1 protein-coding gene is annotated in these 1,445 nt (G+C 50.2%); it reads left to right on the forward strand.

From position 1 onward, the window contains the following. A partial coding sequence (gene katG, locus M4I42_RS16830; protein ID WP_268853184.1) for a catalase/peroxidase HPI occupies positions 1-1,445 on the forward strand: 1,445 nt, incomplete at both ends.

Genomic DNA, 1,445 nt, shown 5'->3' on the forward strand with positions numbered 1-1,445 from the left:
GTGTACAAAGGCCCAAATTCTTAACTTGATGGGTATGGACGGCAACCCTGATCCGCTTGCGGCGGCGCGTGACATTCGCGAGACGTTTAAACGGATGGGAATGAACGATGAAGAAACAGTGGCACTCATCGCGGGCGGTCATACGTTCGGTAAGGCGCACGGTGCTGGCGATGCTTCGCATGTCGGTCCTGATCCAGAAGCTGCTCCGATTGAAGCGCAAGGATTAGGCTGGATGAGCACGTATGGAAAAGGAAAAGGTCGCGATACGATTACAAGCGGTCTTGAAGGTGCTTGGACACTGACGCCGACGAAGTGGGATAACAGCTATTTCGAGTTGCTTTTTGAATACGAATGGAAGCTAACGAAAAGCCCAGCTGGTGCGTATCAATGGGAAGCAGTGAATCTAAAAGAAGAACATTTAGCACCTGATGTGGAAGATGCCAATGTGAAAGTACCGCCGATGATGCTGACGACCGATTTAGCGTTACGGTTCGACCCAGCATATGAAAAAATTGCTCGCCGCTTCTATGAACATCCAGAGGAATTTGCCGATGCGTTTGCGCGCGCGTGGTTTAAACTTATTCATCGCGACATGGGGCCAAAAACGAGATATCTCGGTCCGGAAGTGCCGAAGGAAGATTTTATCTGGCAAGATCCGATTCCAGAAGTCGATGTTGAATTAACCGATGCGGAAATCGAAGACATCAAAACGCGCATTTTACAATCAGGACTAACAGTCAGCGAGCTTGTGAAAACGGCTTGGGCTTCGGCTAGCACGTTCCGCAACTCCGATAAGCGCGGTGGAGCAAACGGTGCGCGCATTCGACTCGCTCCGCAAAAAGATTGGGAAGTGAACGAACCGGAACAACTCGCCAAAGTGCTTGCTGTTTACGAAGACATTCAACGTGAGCTTCCGAAAAAAGTGAGCATCGCTGATTTAATCGTACTTGGCGGTAGCGCCGCTGTCGAAAAAGCCGGACGCGATGCTGGCTTTGACGTTCGCGTACCGTTTATGCCTGGACGAGGCGACGCAACAGAAGAACAAACAGATGTCGAAAGCTTTGCCGTATTGGAACCGGTTGCGGACGGATTCCGTAATTATCAAAAGAAAAAATATAGCGTTGGTTCTGAAGAGCTTCTTGTTGACAAAGCCCAGTTGCTTGGCTTAACTGCTCCGGAAATGACCGTATTAGTTGGCGGGTTGCGCGTGTTAGGGGCAACGTATCGCAATCTCCCACACGGCGTATTCACGGATCGTATCGGCGTGCTAACGAATGATTTCTTCGTCAACCTCGTCGATATGAACTATGAATGGGTACCGAAAGAAGACGGCTTGTATGACATTCGCGACCGTCAAACAGGAGAAGTTCGTTGGACCGCCACACGTGTCGATTTAGTGTTCGGATCCAACTCGATCCTCCGCTCCTACGCGGAATTTTACGCCC

The organism is Anoxybacillus sp. J5B_2022 (assembly GCF_026847645.1).
Lineage (GTDB): Bacteria > Bacillota > Bacilli > Bacillales > Anoxybacillaceae > Anoxybacteroides.